The 23,684-nt window shown below is 62.7% G+C and carries 18 protein-coding genes; 10 read left to right on the top strand and 8 right to left on the bottom strand.

Going from position 1 to position 23,684, the window contains the following annotated elements:
- Positions 1 to 2: 2 nt before the first annotated feature.
- Together PQR67_RS12425 and PQR67_RS12430 are read left to right on the top strand one after the other, a co-directional pair.
- Positions 3 to 1,112 carry an agmatine deiminase family protein gene (locus PQR67_RS12425; RefSeq protein ID WP_408458952.1) on the top strand — a complete coding sequence of 370 codons (1,110 nt, stop codon included), beginning with the start codon at positions 3 to 5 and terminating at the stop codon, positions 1,110 to 1,112.
- Between the two features lie 456 nt (positions 1,113 to 1,568).
- A complete protein-coding gene (locus PQR67_RS12430; protein WP_408458954.1) occupies positions 1,569 to 2,882 on the top strand; it encodes an agmatine deiminase family protein in 1,314 nt (437 codons plus the stop codon).
- A 44-nt stretch (positions 2,883 to 2,926) separates the two neighbouring features.
- On the opposite strand, the gene PQR67_RS12435 is transcribed toward PQR67_RS12430, so the two are convergent.
- From PQR67_RS12435 to PQR67_RS12465, 7 genes are all read right to left on the bottom strand, one after another.
- On the bottom strand, positions 2,927 to 4,516 hold the full coding sequence (locus tag PQR67_RS12435) for an OprD family outer membrane porin (RefSeq protein ID WP_408458957.1): 1,590 nt from the start codon (positions 4,514 to 4,516) through the stop codon (positions 2,927 to 2,929).
- 164 nt (positions 4,517 to 4,680) lie between these two features.
- Positions 4,681 to 5,742 (bottom strand): ABC transporter ATP-binding protein, encoded by a 1,062-nt coding sequence (locus tag PQR67_RS12440; protein ID WP_408458960.1) that lies wholly within the window; start codon positions 5,740 to 5,742, stop codon positions 4,681 to 4,683.
- Positions 5,739 to 6,734, bottom strand: coding sequence for an ABC transporter ATP-binding protein (locus tag PQR67_RS12445; RefSeq protein ID WP_408458963.1), 996 nt, complete (start codon positions 6,732 to 6,734; stop codon positions 5,739 to 5,741). Before PQR67_RS12445 ends, PQR67_RS12440 begins: the two co-directional genes overlap by 4 nt.
- 1 nt (position 6,735) lies before the next feature.
- Positions 6,736 to 7,650, bottom strand: a complete 915-nt coding sequence (locus tag PQR67_RS12450; protein WP_408458966.1) for an ABC transporter permease — start codon at positions 7,648 to 7,650, stop codon at positions 6,736 to 6,738.
- A 3-nt stretch (positions 7,651 to 7,653) separates the two neighbouring features.
- Positions 7,654 to 8,592 carry an ABC transporter permease subunit gene (locus PQR67_RS12455; RefSeq protein WP_063499935.1) on the bottom strand — a complete coding sequence of 313 codons (939 nt, stop codon included), beginning with the start codon at positions 8,590 to 8,592 and terminating at the stop codon, positions 7,654 to 7,656.
- A gap of 16 nt (positions 8,593 to 8,608) precedes the next feature.
- Entirely contained in the window at positions 8,609 to 10,225 is a 1,617-nt protein-coding gene (locus tag PQR67_RS12460; protein WP_408458969.1) for a peptide ABC transporter substrate-binding protein, read from the bottom strand.
- Between the two features lie 181 nt (positions 10,226 to 10,406).
- Positions 10,407 to 10,979, bottom strand: coding sequence for a cupin domain-containing protein (locus PQR67_RS12465; protein ID WP_408458972.1), 573 nt, complete (start codon positions 10,977 to 10,979; stop codon positions 10,407 to 10,409).
- A gap of 1,034 nt (positions 10,980 to 12,013) precedes the next feature.
- Between PQR67_RS12465 and PQR67_RS12470 the strand changes: the two genes are divergently transcribed.
- On the top strand, positions 12,014 to 13,558 hold the full coding sequence (locus tag PQR67_RS12470; protein ID WP_408459323.1) for a peptide MFS transporter: 1,545 nt from the start codon (positions 12,014 to 12,016) through the stop codon (positions 13,556 to 13,558).
- 244 nt (positions 13,559 to 13,802) lie between these two features.
- On the opposite strand, the gene PQR67_RS12475 is transcribed toward PQR67_RS12470, so the two are convergent.
- On the bottom strand, positions 13,803 to 14,240 hold the full coding sequence (locus PQR67_RS12475) for a carboxymuconolactone decarboxylase family protein (protein ID WP_408458975.1): 438 nt from the start codon (positions 14,238 to 14,240) through the stop codon (positions 13,803 to 13,805).
- Positions 14,241 to 14,397: 157 nt separating this feature from the next.
- On the opposite strand from PQR67_RS12475, the gene pdxR reads away from it, so the two are divergent.
- The 7 genes from pdxR to PQR67_RS12510 all read left to right on the top strand — a co-directional run bounded on the left by pdxR (position 14,398) and on the right by PQR67_RS12510 (position 23,651).
- The gene (pdxR, locus tag PQR67_RS12480) at positions 14,398 to 15,876 is read left to right on the top strand and encodes a MocR-like pyridoxine biosynthesis transcription factor PdxR (protein ID WP_408458977.1); all 1,479 of its coding nucleotides are present in this window, start codon (positions 14,398 to 14,400) and stop codon (positions 15,874 to 15,876) included.
- Positions 15,877 to 16,034: 158 nt separating this feature from the next.
- Positions 16,035 to 18,131 carry a bifunctional 2',3'-cyclic-nucleotide 2'-phosphodiesterase/3'-nucleotidase gene (locus PQR67_RS12485; RefSeq protein ID WP_408458980.1) on the top strand — a complete coding sequence of 699 codons (2,097 nt, stop codon included), beginning with the start codon at positions 16,035 to 16,037 and terminating at the stop codon, positions 18,129 to 18,131.
- On the top strand, positions 18,128 to 18,898 hold the full coding sequence (locus tag PQR67_RS12490; RefSeq protein WP_408458983.1) for a tetratricopeptide repeat protein: 771 nt from the start codon (positions 18,128 to 18,130) through the stop codon (positions 18,896 to 18,898). The genes PQR67_RS12485 and PQR67_RS12490 overlap by 4 nt, the downstream gene beginning before the upstream one ends.
- A 512-nt stretch (positions 18,899 to 19,410) precedes the next feature.
- Entirely contained in the window at positions 19,411 to 19,866 is a 456-nt protein-coding gene (locus tag PQR67_RS12495; protein ID WP_120344663.1) for an HU family DNA-binding protein, read from the top strand.
- Between the two features lie 393 nt (positions 19,867 to 20,259).
- Positions 20,260 to 21,669, top strand: a complete 1,410-nt coding sequence (locus PQR67_RS12500) for a circularly permuted type 2 ATP-grasp protein (protein WP_408458986.1) — start codon at positions 20,260 to 20,262, stop codon at positions 21,667 to 21,669.
- A 217-nt stretch (positions 21,670 to 21,886) separates the two neighbouring features.
- The gene (locus PQR67_RS12505) at positions 21,887 to 22,837 is read left to right on the top strand and encodes an alpha-E domain-containing protein (protein WP_154562912.1); all 951 of its coding nucleotides are present in this window, start codon (positions 21,887 to 21,889) and stop codon (positions 22,835 to 22,837) included.
- Positions 22,838 to 22,850: 13 nt separating this feature from the next.
- Positions 22,851 to 23,651, top strand: a complete 801-nt coding sequence (locus PQR67_RS12510) for a transglutaminase family protein (protein WP_408458989.1) — start codon at positions 22,851 to 22,853, stop codon at positions 23,649 to 23,651.
- Positions 23,652 to 23,684: the final 33 nt, after the last annotated feature.

Genomic DNA, 23,684 nt, shown 5'->3' on the forward strand with positions numbered 1-23,684 from the left:
TCATGACGACAAGACGTCATTTCCTGAAACGGGGACTTCTGGCCTCCAGCGGCGCGCTGTTATCAGGCGCGCTGGGCAGCGGCTTCAGCACGATGGCGCTCGCGCAGAGCGCCGACTGGCGGATGCCGGACGAAGGCGGCGCTCACGCCGCAACCTGGATGGCATTCGGCCCCAGCGAGGACATCTGGGGCGGCAAACTGCTGCCCGTTGCCAGAGAGAATCTGGCCGGCATTGCGAAGGCCATTGCGGCGCACGAGCCGGTGAAAATGCTGGTGCGGGAAGAGGACCACGACATCGCCGCCCGCCTGTGCGGCGCGGCTGTCGAACTCGTGACCCAGCCCATCGACGACCTGTGGATGCGCGATACCGGCCCTGTGTTCGTCAAAGGAAATGCGGGCCAGCTCGGCGCCGTCGGCTTTAACTTCAACGGTTGGGGTAACAAGCAGGAGCACGAACAGGACGCGGAAGTCGCGGCCTTCGTCGCGGGTCGAGCCGGGGCGAGCCTGCTCGAAACGCGTCTGGTGCTGGAAGGCGGCGGCATTGAAGTGGACGGCGAAGGCACGGCCATTATTACGCAGAGCTGCGTGCTGAACGCCAATCGCAATCCGGGTGTCAGCAAGGCACAGTGCGAAGCGGAACTGTCCCGCCTACTCGGGGTGCGGAAAATCATCTGGTTGCCAGGCATTGCAGGCAAGGACATTACCGACGGCCATACCGACTTCTACGCGCGTTTTACGAGCCCGGGCGTCGTGGTTGCCGGACTCGATGCGGATCCGTCTTCCTACGATCACGCGGTGACCAGGCGCCACCTGGAGATCTTGCGCAAATCCACCGACGCGAAAGGCCGCCCATTGAAGGTGGTGGTGCTGCAAGGCCCGACGACCGTGCGCCGGAAGTATGAGAACGACCAGTTCGCGGCCGGCTATATCAACTTCTATGTGTGCAACCACGCGGTGATTGCCCCGGAGTTCGGCGACAGCAAAGCAGATCGCAATACGCACGATGTTCTCGTGGATCTATTTCCTGGCCGGGACGTGATTCAACTGAATATCGACGGCATCGCCGCGGGCGGCGGTGGCATTCACTGCACGACACAACAGCAACCCGGCTAATTCCCCAATCGCGAGCCGTATCCATGATGCGGGCTCGCGATTTCCCTCACGGTCGAGATTTCTGATCTTGGCGTAATTCGGTTGTCCGGCGCGTTGAATCGACTGCGGAGTAACGCCGCGGCGTGGGACGTCGTCGGCCGGCGTTTTGTGCGCTCACAAGAATACCGCCGGATTCCGGGTCGCAAACCCGGGCCGGAAAACAGATGCAGTGACAGGTAAATGGATATGACGCATAGCAAACACAGCAAACATGGCAAATGCAGCAAGGCATTGCAATCACTGGCTGATCGCGCGTTAGTGACGCGTCGCGGCTTTATCAAAAATTCTACGGCCTTGCTGGGAATCTCCTTGATGGGAACCCTGGCCGCATGCGGCGGCGGTGAATCATCGAGTCCGTCTGCGCCGCCGTCATCTTCGCCGCCATCGTCTTCACGCAATCCGTTACCCGCCAATCGCATGTCGTACCTGTTGGCGGCCGAAGATTTGCCGCATACGGCGACGTACATGGCGTTCGCCTCCGGGTCGGAAGGGATCTGGACACCGGTCACGCCGCAGAGCACGGATGCGGGCATCGACCGGGTCCGTGCCGACCTGATGGACGTGGCCAAGGCGATCGGCACGTATGAACCGGTGAACATGCTGGTGCTGCCGGTCGACCTGAGCGCGGCACAGACCGTGCTGGCGACGCCAAGCGGCGCGAATCCCGCGATTCACGCGAACTATCTGGCCCGTGGCACAGGCGTGGGCGGCGTCAATCTGATCCCCCTCGCCAATGGGTTCGACGATCTCTGGACGCGCGACACGGGTTGTCTGTTCGTCAAGGACACGACTAACGACAACGCTTTGTGCGCCGTGAGCTTCAACTTCAACGGCTGGGGCAACGCGAATACGGATGGCGTGAATCTGAACGCGGGGATGACGGTGCCGTCCCCAGTTGCCGCGAGCAGCAACAAATCGAAGGCGGGCAAATTCTTCCAGCCGTTTGCCAACGATCACACGCTGGCGGGGTGGATGGCGCAGGCGAACAACGCGAAGCTGATTCAGAGCACGTTGACGCTGGAGGGCGGGGCGATCGAATTCGACGGCGAGGCGACGGCGATTCTGACGGAATCCGCCGTGCTGCACGTGAATCGCAATCCGCAACTGTTCAACATTCCAAATGGCGTGATCGCCAACGCGACGCTTTTGCCGACCGCCAAAGACACGGTGCTGGCTGAGTTGCAACGAACGCTCGGCGTGCAGAAGATCATCTGGATTCCGGGCACGGCGATCTATCCGCGAGGCTGCGGAGCCGGTGGGCAGGGCGGCGCGGCCACACCGGCCAATGAGACGGACATCACGAACGGGCACGTCGACTTCTACGCGAAGTTCCTTGCGCCGGGTGTCGTCGCCTACGCAGCGGATCCAACCAACGCGACCTATGAGCAGGCGCTGATGGCCGCCAACTACAGGAACCTGGTGGGTCAAACGGATGCAAAAGGGCGCTCGCTCACGTTGATTGCGTTGAATGCGCCGGGTAACTACGGCACATCCAACGGCGTGACGCTGAGCGACAAGCAGATGACGAACTTTGCCGCGGGCTATATCAACTTCTACAAATGCAACGGGGCGATCATCGTGCCGAAATTCAACGACCTTGCAGCCGATGCCGCCGCCGTGGCAACTATCCGGCCGTATGCCGGTAGTCGAGCGATTGTCCAGGTGGATATCCTGGGCATTGCGTCGGGCGGCGGCGGTGTGCATTGCGCGACGCGTGAACTCCCCGCATAGGCAAACGCGCCCGCTTCAGAACACCCGCTTTAAAAGCCCCGCTTTTAGAACACCTTCACCGGCACGTTCACGACCAGCCGGTACTCCATGTTGTTACCGTCGGAGTAGTAGCGCGACGCGTTGTGCCACATCGCGATGAACGTGACTTTGGTGTCCTTGAAGCGGCCGCTTTGCAGCGTATAGCTCGGAATGAAACCGAACTCGTGATGGTGGCCATGCACGGGTTCGCCGTTCTTCCAGTACAGGCCGTGCAGCGGCGCCGACGCCGACGCATTGTCCGCGGCGCCGGCGGAGGCGTCGGCGCCCCAGCCGTACTCGCCCCAGAACATTGCCTTGAGGCCCGGCACGCCGGCATATTTGCCGTCGAACGTATAGCGCAATTGCAGCGACTGTTCGTGCGGCGCGTTGTAGTCGACGTCCATCGAGTTGGTCAGGTAAATACCGTTGGTCTCGTTGACGTAGTCGAAGAACTGGTCGCCGAGCACCTGCTGGTAACCGAGCAGCAGCGCGTGCGGGCCGTGCTGCGCGGAGACCGACAGGCTGTACGCGTTGCTGTTGATATGCCCCTGGCGGGACGCGCCGGTGTCGTGCGTCGAATAGATATTCGCGAGGCCGCTCCACTTGATGGTGGTGGGGTCGCCGAACGACTGCGCCACCGAGCCGTAGTACTGACGCCAGACGTCGTCCGCCTGATCGACGTACAGCGCCATTTCGCCGTTCTTCGCGTAGTGCCAGGTGCCGCCCACGTAGGTCAGGCGATCGATACGCGTGCCGCCGTACGAGGTGGTCAGGTTAGTCAGGTTGGTGTGGCCGCGTGCGTCGACTTTGGTGAAACTGCCGGCCTCCAGCGTCGTATGAACCAGATCGTTGCTGACCATCGAGACACCGAGAAAGGTCGGCGGCAACGCACGATTGTCGTGCGGCTCGAGGAACGGATTGGTAACGGTTTGCAGACCGTACTTCACGACCGTTTCCGAAATACGTCCCTTGATGTCGTACATGCCGGGGTAAGCCCAGGCGAGCTGTTGCGAGCCGCCGCCGTCTTTGCCCACATGCACCATGTTGCCGGCGCCGTTGCCGCCGTCGAGCTTGAGCGCGGCGAACAGCGACGCGTCGACACCGAAGCCAACCAGGCCTTGGGTGAAGCCCGATTCATAGTTGGCCTGCGCGCCCTGAATCCACGCGTGACGATAGATGGCGGTGGGTGCCTGGAAGTAGTCCGAGTAGTTGCGGAACTGCAGGTTCAGATGGCTATCGGCGATAAAGCCCTTGCTTGCCGCCTGGCTCGACGGTGGGGTGGGCGGCGTGATTGTCTGATTCGCTTCCGCGTTGACGACGGCATTGGTGGTGTCGGGTTGATCGTTGCGCACCTGGCCACCCTGGTCCGCGCGGCGCTTGCCGGATGAGGTGGCTTGGGAAATTGACGACGCTGGCGAAGCTTCCGAGCGTTGAGTCGGCGACGGCAATGTTTGCGCGAGTGTTTGCGTTTTGGTCGTATCGGAGGTGGGCTCCAGTACGGCGTCATCGGCGTAGGCACTCGCGCCCAGGGTCAGCGCGGGCAGCGTGAACGCGCAGTAAAAGAAGGTGGCTGCACTGGTTTTTTTTGACCGCTTTTTTGTTCGGCTATCTTTCATTGAGTACGTCTCTGTTATTTTGGTGAGTCTTTGGCTGGCGGTTAGCCAGTCCACGCTTATCGTTCGCCCCGCTGATGGCAGGACGAACGAATCCAGCGGCGCGACGGCCCGTCGCGCCGGGGAATACGGTTTTAAACTGCCAGGGGGATGTCTTTAGCGGTTTGCTAATGCCCCACGGGGACTTGCCTCGCGACATCGGCGACGCGAATGCACGCGACACGTGTCGCGCTCGCACCGTGGGTGACAGGTTGCGGAATCTCGCTCGCGCAGGCCTCGATCGCATCCGGGCAACGCGTGCGAAACGCGCAGCCGGAAGGTGGGGTGAGCGGCGACGCAATCTCGCCGCGTAACAGCAGATGGCGGCGTGCGCGTTCAACCACCGGATCGGGCACCGGCACCGCCGACAGCAACGCACGCGTGTACGGATGACGCGGCGTGGCGTACACGTCGCGCTTGTCGCCGAATTCCATCACACGTCCCAGATACATCACCAGCACGCGATGGCTGATCGCCTTGACGACCGCGAGATCGTGCGCGACGAACAGCAGCGACAGCGATAACTCGCGCTGCAGATCGCGCAACAGGTTGACGATTTGCGCCTGGATCGAGACGTCGAGCGCCGACACCGGCTCATCGCAGATCACCAGTTGCGGCTCGCCGATCAACGCGCGTGCAATGCCCACGCGCTGACACTGGCCGCCGGAGAACTCGTGCGGATAGCGGCGCAGATGCTGCGCATTGAGGCCGACGCGTTCGAGCATGGTCAGAACGCGCCGTTGCACGTCGGCGCGGGCGATGTCCTGGCCATGCGTAAGCAAGGGTTCGGCGACGATCTGTTCGATCGTCATGCGCGGATCGAGCGAGGCAAGCGGGTCCTGGAAAATCATCTGCACGTCGCGGCGCAAGCGCGAGGTATCGCGGCGTGTGTCCGGCAGCACGGTTTCCTTGTCGAGCCAGCGCACGCTGCCGCTCGCCACCGGCGCGAGGCCGATGATCGCGCGCGCGAGCGTGGACTTGCCACAACCCGATTCGCCGACGAGGCCCACGGTTTCGCCGCGCCGCACGCTGAACGAGACGCCGTCGACCGCACGCAACGTTGCCTTGCCGGACCACGGAAAGCCGCCGCGCGGCACGCCGAATTGCACCTTGAGATTCTCGACCGACAACAGGGTTGCCTGACCCTGGCTTTGGCCGTGACTCTGATCTGAAATGGAAGTGGCGTTCATACGTGTTGTGCCTCCATGATTTCCCGCACCGGCCGATGGCATGCACGCAATGCATCGGCGGCGGCAGGCGACGCCGTAAGCGCGGGCCGCGCGTCGCGGCATCGATCGCTGCAATACGCGCAGCGCGGCGCGAATGCGCAACCTTCGCCGACTTCGCCTGGCAACGGCGGGTTGCCCGGAATGGTCTGCAGCGGACGCTCATCGTCGTCGGTCAGGCGCGGCAGCGCATTCAGCAGGCCGATCGTGTACGGATGCGTAGGCGCGGCGAACAGCGTGGCGGCGTTCGCCTGTTCGACGGTCTGACCGGCATACATCACCATCACGTCGTCGCACAAACCGGCTACGACGCCCATGTCGTGCGTGATGAGAATGATCGCGGTGCCGCGTTCGTGGTTCAGTTCGCGCAGCAATTCGATAATCTGCGCCTGCACGGTCACGTCGAGCGCGGTGGTCGGCTCGTCGGCGATCAGGATTTCCGGCTCGGAGAGCAGCGCCATCGCGATCATCACGCGTTGCCGCATGCCGCCTGAGAACTCGTGCGGGTACATGTTGATGCGCCGTGCGGCGTCGGGAATACGCACCGTTTCCAGTGTTTCGATGGCGCGGCGGCGCGCTTCGCGGCGCGACATCTTGCGATGCAGTTGCAGTGTCTCGGTCATCTGCCGTTCGATCGTCAGGAACGGATTGAGCGAGGTCATCGGATCCTGAAAGATCATGCCGATGCGGTCGCCGCGAATCCTGTTCAGCTCGGCTTCGTTCATCGTCAGCAGGTTTTCGCCGCGATACTTTGCTTCACCAGACACCTTGCCGTTGCCGGCCAGAAGGCCGAGTAGCGCCATCACGGTCTGACTTTTCCCCGAGCCCGATTCGCCGACGATGCCGAGTGTGCGGCCCGCTTCGAGCGAAAACGACACGCGCTGCACCGCGTCGACGGGGGTGCCTTCGCGGCGCGTAAAGCGCACGCTCAGGTCTTTGACTTCGAGTAGCGGCATGTCAGCGGTCCTTCGGATCGAATGCGTCGCGCAGGCCGTCGCCGACGAAATTCACGCAATACAAGGTGACGCACAGCATCACCGCGGGGCACAGCAGCAGCCACGGCGTCGATTCGAGCTTTTGCGCGCCGTCCTGAATCAGCACGCCCCAGCTGGTCATGGGTTCCTGCACGCCGAGGCCCAGGAACGACAGAACCGATTCGGTCAGCACGATATTGGGCACCGTCACGCTCGCGTACACCACCACCACGCCGAGCAGATTCGGCACGATGTGGCGCGCGATGATCGAAGGCGAACTCACGCCGATTGCGCGGGCGGCGTCGATGAATTCACGCGAGCGCAGCGACAGCGTCTGGCCGCGCACCACGCGCGCCATGTCGAGCCACGAGAACGCGCTGATCGTCAGCACAACGAGATAGAACGCACGGCCGAACATCGTCATCATCAGGATCGCGATCAGCATGTAGGGGATCGCGTACATCATGTCGACGATGCGCATCATCACCGCATCGACACGCCCGCCCAGATAGCCGGCGGTGGCGCCATACGCCACGCCGATCAGGCCCGACACCAGCGTGCCGAGCAGCCCGACTTCCAGTGACACGCGTCCGCCTTGCAGCGTGCGTGCGAGCAGGTCGCGGCCGAGCTCGTCGGTGCCGAACCAGTGCATGTTTTGCAGCGTTGGCGCGAGGCTGATCGCGCTCCAGTCACTGTCGATCGGGTTGTTCGGCAGAAACCACGGACCAGCCACGCAGACAATCACGATCAGCAGCAGGACGACGAAGCCGGAAAACGCCGCGCGATTGCGCATGAAGCGCAGCGCGGCGGTGGCGAGCGGTCCGCGCGAACGCGGCGCGCTTGCGATGGCCGCGAGCGGATCGAGCGCCGCTACAGTCGATTGAATTGAGCGGGGCATGGATCAGTACCGGATGCGCGGATCGAGCCAGGCGTACGCCAGATCGACCAGCAGATTGAACAGGACGGCGACCGCGGTGGTCAGCACGACGAGGCCGAGCACGAGGGTGTAGTCGCGGTTGATCGCACCGTTGACGACCAGTTGGCCGAGGCCGGGCAGGGCGAACACCGACTCCGTGACGACCGCCGCGGTGATCGACGAGATGCAGATCGAGCCGAGCAGCGACACCACCGGCATCAGCGCGGGCTTCAGGGCATGACGCAACACGATCGTGCGTCCCGGCAGGCCCTTGGCGCGCGCGGTGCGGATGAAGTTGCCCGACAGCACTTCGATCATGCTGCCGCGCATCACGCGAGCGATCGCGGCGACGTTGATGATGGTGAGCAGTACGATCGGCAGCACGCGGTAGCGCCACTCGCCCTCGCCCCAGCCGCCGGCCGGCAACCAGCCATGGCCTTCGGAGGTCTTCAGCAGGATCGCGAAGATCCACACCAGCACCGGACCCAGCACGAACGGCGGCACCACGTTGCCGATATTGCCGAGCACCATCACCAGGTGATCGATGAACCGGTCGCGCCGCACGGCGGCCAGCGTGCCGAGCGTGACGCCGATGACGACCGCGATCGGCACCGAGACGCCACCTACGCCGAGACTCACTGGCAAGGCCTTCCACACCAGATCGTTGACCGACCAGTCAGCGTAGCGGAACGACGGACCGAGGTCGCCATGCAGCAGCGAGCCGAGGTAGTGGAGGTACTGCAGCCACAGCGGTTCGTCGAGGTGATACTTGGCGTTGAGGTTCGCGAGCACGGCCGCCGACAGGTGCTTCTCGGTGTCGAACGGCCCGCCGGGGGTGAGGTGCAGCAGCAGATAGCACGCGGTGATCACGGCGAGAATCGTCGGGATCGCCCAGAGCGTGCGGCGCAGCGTGTAGGCCAGCATGACGGTGCTCCCGCGCTTAGTGCTTGATCAGATACATGTCTTGCGTGGCGCGCTGGTCAAGGTAGTTGGTCGGCGTGTAGCCGCCCACATACGATTTGACCAGCCGGTCCGCCGAATACTGGAAGAGCGATACCACGGGGTAGTCGTTCATCGCCAGATTGTGCGCCTGCGTGAGCAGCGCGGTGCGTTTTGCGTCGTCGAGTTGCTGGTTGCCTTCATCGATCAGTTTGTCGACTTGCGGATTGCAGTAGCGTTGATCGTTCTGCACGCTGTTGCAGCGGATCAGATCGAAGAACGAATTGGCGTCGTTGTAGTCGACGAACCAGCCGTCGCGCGAGGCTTGCACCTTGCCGTCGTGGCGTTGCTTGAGCAGCACCTTGTATTCGACGTTTTCGAGCTTCGCGGTGACGCCGAGCTTGGTGCGCCATTCCGAGGTGGCGAACAGCGCGACCTTCTTGTGCAGGTCGTTGGTGTTGTAGGTGAGCGTGAAGGTCAGCGGCTTTGCATCGGAATAGCCTGCGTCCTTCAGCAGGTTGCGCGCGTAGTCGACACGTTTGGCCATCGGCCAGCCCGCCCAGTCAGGCGTAAATACGGCCGAGCCTTCGGTGCCTTTGGAGATCAGGCCGTACATCGGCACTTCGCCGTCGGCCGTCAGACGTTTGGTCAGCAGGTCGCGGTCCAGCACCATCGCCAGCGCCTGACGCACGCGTTTGTCCTTGAAAGCCGGGTCGTCGTTGTTCAGGCTGTAGTAGTAAGTGGCGATCTGCAGGCCGGTTTTCAGCTCCGGGCCGAACTGTTTGCTCACCTGCGCATAAATGCCCGACGGAATCGAATAGGTGTAGTCGAACTGGCCGGCCTGATACATGCGCATCGCCGTTTCGTCGTTTTCGATCGGCAGGTAGGTCACTTTCGTAATCACGACCTTGCCGGCGTTCCAGTACGTGGGGCTCTTGCTCGCCACCAGGCGGTTGCTCGGCTGCCAGTCGGTCAGCGCATACGGGCCGTTGCCCACGAAGTTGCCAGGACGGGTCCAGTCGCCGCCGAACTTCGTCACGACTGTGCGATTGACCGGGACCATGGTCGACATGGCCGTCAGTTGCGGAAAGAAAGCGGCGGGCACCTCGGTCGTGACTTCGAGCGTGTACGGATCGATCGCGCGCGCGCCGAGGCTCGTCAACGGCGCCTTGCCCGCGAGAATCGCCTTCGCGTTCTTCACGAATTCGACCAGCACGGTGTATTTCGAGCCCGTCTTCGGATCGAGCACGCGTTGCCACGAGTAGACGAAGTCCGCCGCCGTGACCGGCTGGCCGTTGCTCCAGCGCGCGTCGTGGCGCAGCTTGAACACCCACGTCGTCGGGCCGGTGCGTGCCCACGACTGGGCGACGCCCGGCACGATCGCGCCGCTCGCGTCCATGCGCGTCAGGCCTTCGAACAGGTCGAGCCCGATTGTGTTGCCGGTCCAGGATTCGATATGCGCGGGATCGAGCGACTCGGTCTCGCCCGGCACCTGGCGGGTCATCTCCTGGCTGGCGGCGAGCGTGACGCCCGCGGGCACCGTGACGGCGAAGGCGGAGGGCTGAAACGTAAGGACGAGCGCGGCCAGCGCCGTCGCGTAGACGAACGGGGTTTTCATCGGTTGAGATCGCAGGAAAGGTCGAGAGAAGAACGCGCTGGCGCCGGGGCGCCGGGTTATCTGCGGTGCTCGGACCGGGGCGGCCCTTGTTGCCCGTGCTGGTTGCGCGACATGCAGGATTCCTTACATTTAGTAATGCAGGCAAACCCTGGCCGGATCAACCGGAAAAGGTGCCTGCTTCTTAAAACAGTCTTGGTGTGCCCACCCAGACGACTACCGACTCTTTGCGTGCGGTATTCACCCAGCTGTGCGGCACCGTCGATTCGTAATGCGCGCTGTCTCCCGCATGCAACACGAACGTCTTGCCTTCCAGCGTCAACGACACTTCGCCGTCGATCACATACACAAACTCTTCTCCGGCATGCGTGGTGACTTCGGAGCGTTTCTGCCCGGGCGGCATCCTCACGAGGATCGCTTCGAGCTGACGGCCCCCCGTCAGATTGGTCAGCCGTGCAAACAGATTGGCCGAGTCCGCAAAACCGAAAAACTTCAACTGATCGCCGCGGCACACCGAGCGTTCTTCGCTTGGTGTGTCGACGAAATACTGCACCGTCACCCCGAGTGCGTGAGCAATGCCGGCCAGCGATGTGATGGACGGCGAAGCCAGACCGCGTTCGACTTGCGACAGGAACGGTTTGGAAATGCCCGCCGCTGTTGCCGTTTCATCCAGCGTGCGCTTCAGCCGTTGCCGCAGCGCGCGGATCTTGCTCCCAAGTTCGAGTGCCGGGTTGTTCTTTTGAATTGTCGTGACCATAGCAGGAGGAAATTAGCCCGTCAAAATTTGTTTGATATAAGTAAATATGGTTTGATGGCGGTCCAGGCCGGGTCGGCGGGCTGTTCAGCACCCGGTCTTGCAAGCGGCCGCATTTCGAGACAGCGCTCTATGTTGCCAGAACCGAAATCCGCGTCAGCCGTTTTGACTGGAATTCGGCGAGAAACTGGCGGCGGATGCGGTAAAGATTGCAATATGCACAAGAGTATCCGTATAGGTTCGCATTGATGCAGATTGAGTATCCAGAGGCTTAAAGGTATGAGATCAAAGCCTATTTTCAGGCAAATGGGACGTCGCAACGGTGGGATCTGGCGTGTAAGAACCGGTAATTGGCGTGGCACTAGTGAATTCCCTGAGTGACGAATCATATTTCTGTTTGCAGAATCTGCCCCGCCTGGCGGTTGGGCGCGCGTATTCGTATCAGACGCAACGCCGGCCGCTGTTTTTCATTCCGCGCGCAGCGATCCTGCGCGGCGGAGCGTTGTCCGGCCCGTTCCATCCGAACGCTGGCCGGCATGAGGACTTGACTATCACTGCCGATTTTTCCTGCCGCGGGCACAACGCCCGCCGCCCGGTGTGGCCGCCATCCGCCGCTCTTCTGGTTGCCGGCGCCTGGATCGCCGGCCCCCGGCCCCCCGTTTCCCGTGATGCTTTATCATTGCGCCCGTTCCGCCTGCCGGAGCCCGAGCCCGATGTAGCGCAGCGCCCCCCAATCCCCCACGGGGACTCCCTTCGGAGCCGAGGAGTTTGCTCGGGGCGCATCGCGTGGCGGGTCTCTATCCCATCCCCTGGTTTTTCTGCTGGTTTGGCGTCGCCGTTTGCGGTTCAGTCCGCGAATGCGCGTCCCGCTCAGTTTCCAGATGAACGTGTAGGTGAACGCGCCACTGACGGCGCGCAGGCATAGGCCAACGCGCGTCGTATGGCGCCGGGCCGGCTGAGCTTTTTTCCAGTTTCCGTTTTTCGCGCCGCATGGCTAGCCCATGCGCCGCCGCAACCGTAAGTACAAGAGGTACATGATGAATTCGTCCAATCCCGCCACCCACGCACCGGTCTCGCAGACCCGTTCGTTTTCGACGGTCTTTCTGATCGAGATGTGGGAGCGCTTTGGTTACTACGGGATGGCCGCGCTGCTGGTCCTGTTCATGATCGACAAGCTGGGCTTCACCGACAGTCACGCCACGCTCACGTGGGGCGCGTTCACGGCGCTGGTGTACGCGTCGCCCTCGATCGGCGGCTGGATCGGCGACAAGATTCTCGGCGCGCGCCGCACGATGATCTTCGGCGCCGCCGTACTGGCGGCCGGTTATTTCATGCTGGCGCTGCCCAACGATCAACTGAGCTACATGTATGCGTCGCTCGGCGTGATCGTGGTGGGTAACGGGCTCTTCAAGGCGAACGCCGCGAACCTCGTGCGCCGCATCTACGAAGGCGACGACGCGCGCATCGACAGCGCATTCACGATCTACTACATGGCGGTCAATATCGGCTCGACGGTGTCGATGCTCGCGACGCCGTGGATCAAGGACCATTGGGGCTGGCACACGGCATTCGCGGTTTGCTGCGCGGGCATGCTGCTGTCGGTGTTGAACTACTTCATCATGTTCCGCACGCTCGCGCATATCGGCTCCGCGCCGGATGCCGAACCGATCCGCTGGAAACGCGTCGGCGCGGTGGCGCTGGGTAGCATCGTACTCGGCACGGCAACGATGTTCGTGCTGCAGCATAAGGCGATTGCGGTGGCTTGCGTGTACGCGGCGGCCGTCGCGATTCTGGCGATCTTCGGCTACATGCTGATGAAGTGCGAACGCTCGGAGCGTTCGGGTCTGATCGCCGCGCTGGTCCTGACCTCGCAGGTGATCCTGTTTTTCGTGTTCTACGTGCAGATGTCGACGTCGCTCACGCTGTTCGCGCTGCGCAACGTCGATCCGCGCTTCATGCTGTTCGGCGAGACGTTGTTCACGTGGAGCGCCGCGCAGTTTCAGGCGCTCAATCCGATCTGGATCATGTTGCTGAGCCCGGTGCTCGCGCTGCTCTATACGAAGCTCGCGAAGAACGGCAAGGACGTGCCGGTGGCGGTCAAGTACGCCTGCGGCTTCGCGGTGGTGGCGGCCGGCTTCTTCGTGTATGCGGCGAGCGGAAGCTATGCGGTGAACGGGCGCGTGTCCTCGTGGTTCATGGTGGGCGGCTACGGTTTGTATTCTCTCGGCGAATTGCTGGTGAGCGGGCTGGGTCTGGCGATGATCGCGCGCTACGTACCGGCGCGGATGAGCGGTTTCATGATGGGCGCTTACTTCGTGGCAACCGGCGTGTCGCAGTATCTGGGCAGCGTGGTGGCGAATTTCGCGCAGATGCCGAAGGGCGATATGGATCCGCTCGAATCGCTGCCGTTGTACATCAAGCTGTTCACGGGGCTTGGCTGGCTCGCGGCAGCGGGCGCGCTGATTGCCGTGCTGCTGTTGCCGTTGATGCGCAAGCTGTCGCGTGAACATCAACGTTGCGGCGACGAAGCGCGTGAAAACGCGCGGCAAACCGCTGCGCTGAGCGGCGCGGTGGCGGAGTAACCTGCCACACTGCCGGAAAGCGTCGCCAGGGTTTCGGGCCTCGGCTGCAAGGAAGCAAGCGCCGGCCGCTCGACAGCTTGCGTCCAGCACGCTCAGCAGCAAAAAAATGGCGCGCCCTGTATAACAGGGGCGCGCCATTTTGCGTTTCATGCGCAACGCTGCGCTTGCGCGTAGTCGTACCTGCTTCGCGCATTGACTTCGCGCTTTAACCTCTCGCGTTAACTTCACGCACTAACTTCGACATTTACTCCGGCATTTTCCGGAACGAAACCGCAATCCGGTTCCAGCCGTTGATCGCAATGATCAGCAAGGTCAGGTCGCTGATCTCCTGCTCGGTGAAATGCGGCTTCACGGCTTCCCACACGTCATCCGGCACACGCGTTTGTGCGATCAGCGTGACCGATTCGGTCCATTCGAGCGCCGCGCGCTCGCGCTCGGTGAAAAACGGCGCTTCGCGCCACGCCGCCACCGTTGCCAGGCGCCGCTCGGTTTCGCCGTGCTTGCGTGCGTCCGCCACGTGCATATCGAGGCAGAACGCACAGCCGTTCAACTGCGACGCGCGAATCCGCACCAGTTCCGCGAGCGACGTATCGATCGAGCTTTTGCCGACGGCTTCCTCGAGCGCGATCATCGCGCGAGTGCCGCTCGGGCTGGCCTTGTAGAAGTCGAGACGGGATTGCATGAGCTATTCCTTGTCGTAAGTAGCCGGTGAATGTCCGGTGAATGTCCGGTCAATGGCCGATAAGTGTCCGCTCGGATGGCGGCGACGGAGGTAAGCTTACGGTCGGCATTGGTCTTTCAGAATAACCATTTCTCGGATATTTAAGGTAGCCACTCGGATGGACATCCATATCGCGGTAGAAGGGCGTCACGACCTGTCCGGACAGATCTACCGGCAGTTGCGTGCCGGCATACTCGAAGGGCGTCTCGCGGGCGGCACGCGGTTGCCTTCCACGCGCGATCTCGCCACGCAACTGGGCGTGTCGCGCAAGACCACGCTCGAGGTGTTCGAGCGGCTCCTGTCGGAGGGCTACCTGAGCGCCCGTGCCGGTTCGGGCACCTTCGTCGCGGAGGGGCTGGAACGTCTGCCGTCGCAGCGCTCGCCGCATGCGCTGGCGGCCGACTCGGCGCGCGAGCGGGCGAAGGCGAAACAGAAAGCCGCGGCGCGCGCCCAGCCGCTGTGGGAAGAGATGCCCGAGTCGTTCTCGTTGCCGAGACCCACGGTGGCCTCGCCGCACGATTTCGTCGGCGGCGCGACCGACAAATCGCTGTTCCCCTTCGACGTCTGGCGCCGCTGCGTGAACCACGCGTTGCGTGTGCAGGCGCGCAGCCCAGGCACGTATCGCGAAGTGGCCGGCGAGCAGGAATTGCGCCTGGCGATTTCGCGTTATCTGGCGTTCAACCGTGCGGTCACCAGTAACTGGGACGACGTCATCGTCACGCAGGGCGCCCAGCACGCGCTCGATCTGATCGCGCGCATCACGTTGCGGCCCGGCGAAATCGCGGCGCTCGAAGACCCCGGTTATCCACCGGTGCGGGCGTGCTTCACAGCCACGGGTGCACGTGTGGTGCCGGTGCCGGTGGACAGCGAAGGCCTGATCGTGAGCAAGCTGCCGGACAAGGCACGGCTCGTCTACGTGACGCCCTCGCATCAGTTTCCGCTCGGTATGCCGATGAGTCTGGAACGGCGCGTCGAGTTACTCGAATGGGCGCAAAAGCGCGGCGCGGTGATCATCGAGGACGACTACGACTGTGAATATCGCTTCGAGGGCCGGGCAATGGAGCCGTTGAAAAGCCTCGACCGCGCCGGTCTCGTCGCGTATGTCGGCACATTCTCGAAAACGATTTTCCCGGAACTGCGGGTCGGCTACGTGGTGCCGCCCGCATCGCTTTACGGGCCGCTCCTCAAGGCCCGGCAAATCGCCGACTGTCACGGCTGCACGCTCACGCAAACCGCGCTCGCGACCTTCATGCTCAACGGCGATTTCGCCAAGCACCTGCGGCGCATGCACAAGACCTATGCGGCCCGCCGCGCGATGCTGCTCAAGCATCTGCAGGGCGATCTCGCGCCGTGGTTCGAGCCGATCGTGCCGAGCGCCGGCATCCACATGGCAACGCGGCTGAAGGCGCCGTTGACCGAGGAGGTGCTGGTGAGCGCCGCGCGTGAAGCGTCGATCGGCTTGTATGGGCTCGCGCCGTTCCATCTGCGCGTGAAGCCGCCGCCCAGCTTGATGTTTGGCTACGGCAATATCGCCGTCGAACATATCGATGCGGCGTTGGCCAAGCTCGCGGGCATTCTGCCGCGCCTTGCGCGCTGACGACCCGAAGCGCGCACGAACATTACTTAAACCTATCTGAATCCATACAAATCAGTGTCATAAAGCGCCCGTAACCTTGCGCCTCTGTAATTGTTTGTAATGCAACGCCGCTCCCGAATGGCGCGGCGCGATAAGACGACAACCGGAGGATAGTAGGGATGCGACTGACGTTTATGGAAGCAAAGAGGATGCGTGCGTTTCGCACGGCCGGCGCCCTGGGCGCATTGGGTGCGGTGAGCGCGATCGGCATCACGGCATGCAGCAGTGGCGACCTCGAGACGGCGCAGTCACAGCCGCAGGCACAGCCACAGCAGCAGGTGGCGAGCGGCACGAAGGCGACGCTCGCGTTGCTGGAAACCACCGACATTCACACCAATATCCTCAGCTACGACTACTACAAGCTGGCCGAAGACAAGTCGCTCGGTCTGGAGCGCACGGCGACGCTGATCGCGGCGGCGCGCAAGGAATTCCCGAACACGCTGTTGCTCGACGACGGCGACACGATTCAGGGCACGGCGCTCGCCGACTACCAGGCGCAGGTCGCCCCGATCGATTGCAAGACGACGCTCGGCGTCTACAAGGTGATGAACCTGCTGAAGTACGACGCGGGCAACATCGGCAATCACGAATTCAACTACGGCCTGCCGTTCCTCGCGCAGGCGACCGGCAGCACATTCGACGTGCCGAACATGAGCCCGGTCGCATCGCAACCGACGTGCGCGGGGCCGAATTTTCCGCTGGTGCTCTCTAACGTGCTCGGCGCGAAATCGCAACAGCCGATCTTCAAGCCGTACGCGATCCTCGAGCGTACGCTGACGGCCACGACGCCGGACGGCAAGACCATCAGCGCACCGGTGAAAATCGGCGTGATCGGCTTTACGCCGCCCGCGATCATGGCGTGGGACAAACGCTGGCTCGACGGCAACGTTTATACGCAAGGGCTGGTGGAAAGCGCCTCGAAGTACGTGCCGGAAATGAAGGCGAAGGGCGCGCAGATCATCGTCGCGATGTCGCATGGCGGGCTCGACAATTCGACCTATTCGCCGTCGATGGAAAACGGCAGCTACTATCTTTCGAAGGTGGCCGGCATCGACGCGATGCTGATCGGCCACTCGCATCAGGTGTTCCCCGACAAGAACAGCACGGTCTCGCAGTTCAACCTGCCGGGCGTCGACAAGGTCAAGGGCACCGTCAACGGCGTGCCGACCGTGATGGCGAATTTCTGGGGCAAGCATCTCGGCGTGATCAAGCTCGCGCTGAACTATACGAATGGCACGTGGACGGTGGACCGCAATTCGAGCACGTCGGAAGCGCGCTCGATCCAGAACGCGGATAACAGCTACGTGGCCGTCGACCCGACGATCTCGCAAGCCATCGCGGCCGAACACGCCGCGACCATCAACTATGTGAAAACGCCGATCGGCACGACCGATTTCCGCATGACCAGCTATTTCGCCGACGTGGGCGATGTCTCGGCCATCGAGATCGTCAATCAGGCGCAGGCGGCTTACGTGCAGGACTACGTCAACGCGAATCTGCCGCAGTATGCGGGTATTCCGGTGCTGTCGGTCAGCGCGCCGTTCAAGAGCGGCTTTGGCGGCGGCAACGATTTCACCGACGTCGCGCAGGGCAATGTCGCGATCAACAACGCCGCCGACCTCTACCTCTACCCGAACACGATTTACGCGGTGAAGGTGACGGGCGCCGATCTGAAAGCGTGGCTCGAAACCGCGGCGAAGCGCTTCAACAAGATCGATCCGGCCAACACGGCGGCGCAGGCGCTGGTCAGCACCTACCCTGGCTATAACTTCGACATGATCACGTCGAAGGATTTCAGCTACGAAATCGACGTGACGCAGGCCGTGGGCAGCCGGATCCGCAACCTCAAATATCAGGGCGCGGCGATCTCGGATACGCAGCAGTTCATCGTCGCGACCAACAACTATCGCGCGAGCGGCGGCGGCAGTTTTCCGGGGCTGGATGGCAGCAAGACGATTTACGCCTCGCCGGATGCGAACCGCGATGTCCTGATTGCCTACATCAAGAAGCTGCAGGCGATCAAGGTGGCGAACAACGGCAGCGATCGTAGCTGGCGCTTCACCAAGGTGGCGACCGCCGGGCAGGTGACTTTCAAGGCGCCGCCGAATCTGACGGCGCTCGCGCAGACCTATGGCGTCACCAACGTCACCCAGCTTCAGGCCGACGACGGCACCGGCAAGGGTCTCGGCGTCTACGCGGTGAACCTGAACCAATGACGGCGCGCTTCTCCTTGAGGCCGGCGGCCGTGGCGGTGAGCGTCGCCGCGGCTGCCGCGATCGCTGCCGGCGCGCTCGCCATGGTCGCCGGCACGGGTGTGGCGACGCCCGTGTCCAGTGTGCAGATCGACGACTGGCGGATGCAGGGCACGGCCACGCACGCGGCGTGGCCGGTGTGGCGGCTGCGCGTTGCGGCGGCGTTCGGCAACGCGGCGGCGCGCGAGGCGTTGGCCGACGTGCTGGTGAGTTCCGCACAACTTGACGAGCGGCGCGAAGGCGTCGAGTCGTATCGTCAACTTGCGCTCGACGGTGTGCCGGGCGCGCAAGGCACGCTTGGACATCTGCTGTTGCGCGGACTGCCCGGCATCGCGCCGGATTATGCGCAGAGCCGCCGCTGGCTGACCGTGGCCGCGTCGCATGATCCGCAGTCGGCTTACGATCTGTCGGCGCTTTATCGCAACGGCTATGGCGTGGCGCGAGACCCTCGACTGGCGATTCACTGGCTGGAGCAGGCCGCGCAAGCCGGCTTGCCGCTCGCGCAATTCCAGCTCGCCAACGAGTATCGCTTCGGCACGACGCTGCCGCACGACGATGCTCTCGCGCTGCAATGGCTGACCCGCGCAGCCAATGCGGAGTTACCCGAGGCCAATCTGGCGCTGGCGATCGCCTATCGCAACGGCGAACTCGGCATGGCGCGCGACGAGGACGCGTACTGGGCCCACGTGAAGGAGACCGAGCACGATCTGAAGCACGTCAGCCGGCCGTGATCGTGCGTTGAAACGGCGCGCGATTTTCTGTCGCGCAGTCAGCTTAGCCGCCCCCTGCAGAGATTTTCGCTGCAGGGGGCGTGTTTTTTCCGCCGCGTGAAACGGTAGCGCGAGCGCGTCGGCGCGCCACGATCGGGCCATCGAGTCGCGAATCGCGGGTTCCCGGCAGGCGGCGGCGATTTTTGACGAGCATCGGCGACGACCGGCGAGTATCCGCGATGCATCGGCGACCATCGCCCAGCGTCGAAAGTGCCTCTATTCAGGCATTGAAATGACTTGTAACGCACGTTACGTGTCCGTGTTGCGGCGCGGATCGTTGTGCGCGGACGCATGTTTACCCGCTAAAACAAGGATCAAAATGTGTTGCGCAGTCTGCGCCGCGCAACAAACCTTCGCTGTTATACACAAAAGAGTCGCGCAAATCGTATTAGCGCTTGTAGAATCCGGCGTTGAAGCGTGCACATACCGTATGCGCTTCGTGCAATTCACTGACCACTACAGGTAGGAGAAACATGCCGACTTCCGCAAAAAAGGTGGCCAAGAAGGCTGCTGCCCCGGTACCGACCAAGAAGGTTGCTGCAAAGAAAGTTGTTCCTGCGAAGAAGGCCGTCGCAGCTAAGAAGGTCGCCGTGAAGGCTTCCAGCGCTCCGTCGCCGATCAAGGACACCTTCACGAAGGCCTCGCTGGCTGCTCACGTCGCTGAACGCGCTGCTGTTGAACCGAAGGCTGCCAAGGCTGTGCTGGCCGCGCTCGAAGACACGATCCTCGGCGCAGTGCACAAGAAGGGCGCTGGCGAATTCACGCTGTCGGGTCTTCTGAAGATCGTCGTGCAAGCTGTGCCGGCGAAGAAGAAGCGCTTCGGCAAAGACCCGTTCTCGGGCGAAGAGCGTTGGTTCCCGGCCAAGCCGGCTAGCGTGCGCATCAAGGCACGTCCGCTGAAGAAGCTGAAAGACGCAGCAGCAGGCTGATCGCGCTTCATGCGTTGCCGCGGTTGTTGAGCGTGGTTTTTAACGGTGTGCTTTTGGCCGTGCGCTTTTGACCTTGGTTAACGTTTAAGCCGACCCGCAGTGCAAGTTGTCTGAATCCCCGTGGATGCAAATCCACGGGGATTTTTTTATGCGCCCGCTGTGCTGGCGAGCATGCCGCCGCCCGCCACGGTGCCCCTGTGCACCGTACTAGCGCATCATGAGCCGTCGCAGTACGATGGCAGCGAGGCATGCCGGTCGGGATGCGCTTTTAGCGTGCATGCACCGCGTTTTGCGCGCGAAAAGCTCAATGGCATAGCGCTTGCTTGAACGATTGTCGAACACCGAATGCGCAGCGCATTCGCCTTCTATCCGACAACAAGAGCGGGGCGTGACATGCGATGCTATGACGAGATGCGTCATCATGACGATGCCGTGCGGCCACACTACGCGCGCTTTGAGCGGTGGCTGGTGAAGCAGGGCAATGAGGCGATCGCACGCAAGCGTGCGGAAGCCGACCTGCTATTTCGCCGGGTCGGCATCACCTTCGCGGTGAACGGCGATTTGTCCGGTACCGAGCGGCTGATTCCTTTCGACCTGATTCCGCGCATCATTCCGCGCGGCGAATGGCAGACGCTGGAGGCCGGTTTGCGCCAGCGGGTGCAGGCGCTCAATCTGTTTATCCACGACGTCTATCACGATCGCAACATCGTGCGCGCCGGGATCGTGCCGGCCGAACAGGTCTATACCAACGCGCAATACCGGCCTGAAATGCAGGGCGTCAACGTGCCACTCGGTGTTTACGCGCATATTGCCGGGGTCGACGTGGTGCGCGCGGGCGACGAGGGCGAGTTCTACGTGCTCGAAGACAACCTGCGGGTGCCGTCGGGCGTCTCTTATATGCTCGAAAACCGCAAGATGATGATGCGGCTTTTTCCCGAGCTGTTCGTGCAAAACCGCATTGCGCCGGTCGCGCACTATCCCGATCTGCTGCTCGACACACTGCGCTCGGTTGCGCCCGAAGGCGTCGACGATCCGGTCGTGGTGGTGCTTACGCCGGGCATGTACAACTCCGCGTATTTCGAGCACACCTTCCTTGCGCAGCAGATGGGCGTCGAACTGGTGGAAGGCAAGGATCTGTTCGTCGACGACAACTATGTGTTCATGCGCACCACGCAGGGGCCGAAGCGCGTCGACGTGATCTACCGCCGCGTCGACGACGATTTTCTCGATCCGCTGGCCTTCCGCAACGATTCGGCGCTGGGCGTGCCGGGTCTGTTGACCGCGTATCGCGCCGGACGTGTGGCGCTGGCGAACGCCATGGGCACCGGTATCGCCGACGACAAATCGATCTACCCGTACGTGCCGGAAATGATCGAGTTTTACCTGGGCGAGAAGCCGATCCTCAACAACGTACCCACGTTCCAGTGCCGCAAGCCCGACGATCTCGCCTACACGCTCGCGCATCTGCCCGAGCTGGTGGTGAAGGAAGTGCACGGTGCGGGCGGCTACGGGATGCTGGTGGGACCGGCGTCGACCAAAGCCGAAATCGAGTCGTTCCGCGAGCGTCTGATCGCGCGGCCCGCGGGTTATATCGCGCAGCCCACGCTGGCGCTTTCCGCGTGTCCGACTTTTGTCGAAGCGGGCATCGCGCCACGCCATATCGACTTACGCCCCTTCGTGCTGTCCGGCAAGGGCGTGACGATGTGCGCGGGTGGTCTCACACGGGTGGCGTTGCAGGAAGGCTCGCTGGTCGTCAATTCGTCGCAGGGAGGCGGGACCAAAGATACGTGGATGGTCGACTGACGCGGTTGCCAATGCGGTTGCCCATGCCGTTGCTCATGTAACCGCGCGTGTGACAACGCATGCAGCAACGCCTGCTGCAACGCGTGTCGCGCAGGCAACCGAGCCCGCAACCTGACAAGCCGGCAGATGAGTCGAACCGCTGCCGGCGAACACGGATAACCCGCGCGGACCTTTTACTTCTGCCAAGGTCTTGCGTCATCAGATACGGAACGCCGTCATGCTAAGCCGAACCGCCGATCACCTCTTCTGGATGGCCCGCTACATGGAGCGCGCGGAGAACACCGCCCGCATGCTCGACATCAACCTGAAGGCTTTGCTATTGCCGCAAACGCCTGAACAGGAAGCGCGCGCGCAACGCTCGGTGCTGCGCATTTCGGAACTCGAAAGCGCCTTCGCACAGCGCTACGATGAACCGACCCGCGAACATGTGCTCGATTTCATGGTGGCCGACGCGACCAATCCGTCGAGCATTCACTCGTGTTTGCAGGCCGCGCGCGAAAACGCCCGCGCCGTGCGCGGCACCTTGACGACCGAATGGTGGGAAACCATCAACGACACCTGGCTCGAGTTCAACGAACGGAGCCAGTCCGGTCAGGCCGTGAGCAATCCAGGTGCGCTATTCGAGTGGGTGAAGTTCCGCTCGCATCTGTCGCGCGGTGTGACGATCGGCACTGCGTTGCAGGACGACGCGTTCTTCTTCACGCAGCTTGGCACCTTCCTCGAACGCGCCGACAACACCGCGCGGATTCTCGACGTGCGCTTTGCCGACGTCGAGCCGAATTCACGCGATGCCGCGCGCCAGCTCGAAGACTTTTACTACTGGACCTCGATTCTCAGTTCGGTGTCGGCACTGGAGATTTATCGCAAGGTGTATCGCGATGTCGTCACGCCGGCGCGGGTGGTCGAATTGATGATTCTGAACCAGCAAATGCCGCGCTCGCTGCTCGCTTCGCTCGAAGGCGTCTGCACGAATCTGGCGATGCTGCGCACACCGGGCTCGAACCAGTGCGAGCGGTTTGCCGGCAAACTGCGCGCCGAACTGGTGTATTCCGACATCCGGCAGATTTTCGAAGCCGGCCTGCACGCCTATCTGACGCAGTTCCTTGCTCGCGTATTCGAGCTCGGCAATCTGGTTGCGCGTACCTATCTGATGTTGCCAGTCGCCTGACGGAGTTCTTTTTATGTACCTGACGATCCGCCACGACACGTCCTATCGCTACGAAGCGACTGTCCACTATTCGATCCAGCAACTGCGTCTGACACCTTCGAGCGGCGCCTCGCAGGTGGTGCGGCGCTGGAATATCGACGCACCCGGCAAGCTCGACGCGACCCTGGATGCGTATGGCAATGTGCTGCATACGCTCGTCATCAACAAGCCGCATGGCGAGATTCGTCTGCATGTAGCGGGCGAGGTGGACACGATTCCGCTGATCGATGGCCAGTTGCGCGACGCGGTTGGCCCGATTCCGCTCGAACATTTCACCTGCTCGACGCGTCTCACCGAGGCCGACGCGGCGATTCGCGAACTGGCCGGATCGGTGCCGAGCCTCGCGACCTCAGGCAATCTGATCGAGTTGTCCGAACAGATCGTGCAGCGCGTGAAGTACAACCCCGGCATCACCGAAGTCACCAGCACGGCCGCCGAGGCGCTCGCGCTCGGCAACGGCGTGTGCCAGGACCATGCGCACCTGATGCTGGCCTGTTGCCGCGTGCGTGGCGTCCCGGCGCGTTACGTGAGCGGCTACATCGAACCCGGCGACGTTCAGCACGGCGCGAGCCACGCATGGGTCGATGTCTGGCTCGACGGCCGTGGCTGGATCTCCGTCGATGTCACGCATGCCGCATTTGCCAGCGAGATCTACTGCCGGCTCGCCGTGGCGCGCGACTACGAAGCCGCCGCGCCGGTGCGCGGCCGGCGTATCGGCGGCCTGGAAGAGCACCTGAAGGTGTCCGTCACGGTCAGTGGGCAGATGCCGCAATAGCGGCGGTGGAAGGGCGCATGCGCGTCGCATTAC

Source organism: Paraburkholderia fungorum, assembly GCF_046026025.1.
Classification (GTDB): domain Bacteria; phylum Pseudomonadota; class Gammaproteobacteria; order Burkholderiales; family Burkholderiaceae; genus Paraburkholderia; species Paraburkholderia fungorum_E.

Coding starts and splice junctions, on each gene's coding strand:
- PQR67_RS12425 (WP_408458952.1), top strand. CDS start 3: ATGACGACAAGACGTCATTTCCTGAAACGGGGACTTCTGGCCTCCAGC.
- PQR67_RS12430 (WP_408458954.1), top strand. CDS start 1,569: ATGTCGTACCTGTTGGCGGCCGAAGATTTGCCGCATACGGCGACGTAC.
- PQR67_RS12435 (WP_408458957.1), bottom strand. CDS start 4,516: ATGAAAGATAGCCGAACAAAAAAGCGGTCAAAAAAAACCAGTGCAGCC.
- PQR67_RS12440 (WP_408458960.1), bottom strand. CDS start 5,742: ATGAACGCCACTTCCATTTCAGATCAGAGTCACGGCCAAAGCCAGGGT.
- PQR67_RS12445 (WP_408458963.1), bottom strand. CDS start 6,734: ATGCCGCTACTCGAAGTCAAAGACCTGAGCGTGCGCTTTACGCGCCGC.
- PQR67_RS12450 (WP_408458966.1), bottom strand. CDS start 7,650: ATGCCCCGCTCAATTCAATCGACTGTAGCGGCGCTCGATCCGCTCGCG.
- PQR67_RS12455 (WP_063499935.1), bottom strand. CDS start 8,592: ATGCTGGCCTACACGCTGCGCCGCACGCTCTGGGCGATCCCGACGATT.
- PQR67_RS12460 (WP_408458969.1), bottom strand. CDS start 10,225: ATGAAAACCCCGTTCGTCTACGCGACGGCGCTGGCCGCGCTCGTCCTT.
- PQR67_RS12465 (WP_408458972.1), bottom strand. CDS start 10,979: ATGGTCACGACAATTCAAAAGAACAACCCGGCACTCGAACTTGGGAGC.
- PQR67_RS12470 (WP_408459323.1), top strand. CDS start 12,014: ATGAATTCGTCCAATCCCGCCACCCACGCACCGGTCTCGCAGACCCGT.
- PQR67_RS12475 (WP_408458975.1), bottom strand. CDS start 14,240: ATGCAATCCCGTCTCGACTTCTACAAGGCCAGCCCGAGCGGCACTCGC.
- pdxR (WP_408458977.1), top strand. CDS start 14,398: ATGGACATCCATATCGCGGTAGAAGGGCGTCACGACCTGTCCGGACAG.
- PQR67_RS12485 (WP_408458980.1), top strand. CDS start 16,035: ATGCGACTGACGTTTATGGAAGCAAAGAGGATGCGTGCGTTTCGCACG.
- PQR67_RS12490 (WP_408458983.1), top strand. CDS start 18,128: ATGACGGCGCGCTTCTCCTTGAGGCCGGCGGCCGTGGCGGTGAGCGTC.
- PQR67_RS12495 (WP_120344663.1), top strand. CDS start 19,411: ATGCCGACTTCCGCAAAAAAGGTGGCCAAGAAGGCTGCTGCCCCGGTA.
- PQR67_RS12500 (WP_408458986.1), top strand. CDS start 20,260: ATGCGATGCTATGACGAGATGCGTCATCATGACGATGCCGTGCGGCCA.
- PQR67_RS12505 (WP_154562912.1), top strand. CDS start 21,887: ATGCTAAGCCGAACCGCCGATCACCTCTTCTGGATGGCCCGCTACATG.
- PQR67_RS12510 (WP_408458989.1), top strand. CDS start 22,851: ATGTACCTGACGATCCGCCACGACACGTCCTATCGCTACGAAGCGACT.